Here is a 1431-nt window from a genome sequence, read left to right on the forward strand (position 1 = left end):
GCGTTCCCGGTGGGGGCGGGGTCGGCCCCCGTCCCACCGGGAACACCCGTCCGTCCGCCGCTCGGCGGCACGCCCGGGTGGTCCCCGACTCCGTGTCCACTCTCCGGCAACATAGCGGAGTCCCTCAAGGGTGAATCCGTTCGACCCCGTTCCCCGGCGGGGTCGCCCCCACCTCCCGGCGGGGCTCCGGGTGTTGTGCCCCTGTCACAGACCTGTACGAGCCGTGCACCCCGGGTGTACCCCGCACCCCTCCCCACGTAGGCTGACGCCGGCACGAGGGGGCAGCCGAGGGGGCTGCCGCAACCCACCGCACCGCGGGGCCGCCGCGCGTCCCCGCACCGGCCACGAAGGGGGTAGGCGATGTCCGACATCGGCCTTACATATCAGGACATGCACGACGCCGGGGATCACCTGATCGCCGAGCACGAGCGCATGGAGCGGGAGCTCGACGACCTCAAGACCTACGTGGACAACCTGGTGGAGGACGGCTACGTCACCGCCGAGTCCTCCAAGGCCTTCCAGGAGTCGTACGAGGAGTTCAGCACCGGGGTCAAGCAGACCCTGGAGGGCATGCAGGGCATGGGCAACTTCCTCCACGCCGCCGCCGACGGCTTCGAGGAGCAGGACGTCAGCCTGAAGAACGCCATCCAGGGGAACTGACCCGCGTCCCGCGCGCCTCACACGGTCCGGGGCCGGCCCACCCACCGCCGCCCCGGACCCTCGCGCGCCGGGCGGAACGTCCGGGCCCGACACGTTCCCCGACCGTCCGCAGGAGGAACCGCCGTGCCCGAACGCGCCGGAGTCTCCGTGGAGTACCCGGCCCCCTGGTTCGGGTTTCCCCTCGATCCCGGTGTCGACGTGGACCGTTGGGCCGGGTCGAAGGCGGAGGAACTGCTCCTCGCCTCGAACGGCGAGGACGTTCCGGAGATCACCCGCGTTCTCCGCCCCCGCGCCTCCGACCTGCGCGCGGAGCTCGGGAAGCGGGCCCGGGCGTACCGGCAAAGAGGTCCGGCCCACGCACTGGGGTGTTATCCGCCGGGGGTCGACACCAGTGACGTGGGCATGGAGATCTCCCGCCGGATCCCCGCCGGGTGCGTGGATCCCGCTCGTCCCGCCGGGGGCGTCGCCGTCCACGACGCGGGCGAACCCCTCGTGGAGGAGGGGGGAACCGGGGCGGGCCCCCTGACCCGGATCCGGTGGAACGCCCGCGGGGAACGGCGCCCGTGGTTCGGTGGTCGGCCCGTCATCCGTGCCCTGACGCACGTGATCCGTCCCCGGGCCACGACCGTGCCGGTGGTCGCGCACACCGTGTGGACGGACCCCGGGCTGGACGAGTACATCGAACCGTGGGCGGACGGGATCGCCGAAACCATCCGGGTGACGTCCCGCTGATCGCGCCGTTTCCCCGACCCGCGGGTCCCCCCACCGCTC

At 72.8% G+C, this 1431-nt stretch carries 2 protein-coding genes; both read left to right on the forward strand.

All coding sequences use genetic code 11. The annotated features are described in order from the left end of the window. Positions 1–360: 360 nt before the first annotated feature. A complete protein-coding gene (locus tag FOE67_RS25660; protein WP_182667208.1) occupies positions 361–660 on the forward strand; it encodes a WXG100 family type VII secretion target in 300 nt (99 codons plus the stop codon). Between the two features lie 123 nt (positions 661–783). Beyond that, on the forward strand, positions 784–1392 hold the full coding sequence (locus FOE67_RS25665; protein WP_182667209.1) for a hypothetical protein: 609 nt from the start codon (positions 784–786) through the stop codon (positions 1390–1392). The last annotated feature ends 39 nt before the right edge of the window (positions 1393–1431 follow it).

The sequence above is a fragment of the Streptomyces calidiresistens genome (genome assembly GCF_014141525.1).
Taxonomy (GTDB): Bacteria; Actinomycetota; Actinomycetes; order Streptomycetales; family Streptomycetaceae; genus Streptomyces; species Streptomyces calidiresistens.

Bases quoted from the DNA above. Each gene is read 5' to 3' on its own strand.
- FOE67_RS25660 (WP_182667208.1), top strand. From the start codon at position 361: ATGTCCGACATCGGCCTTACATATCAGGACATGCACGACGCCGGGGAT.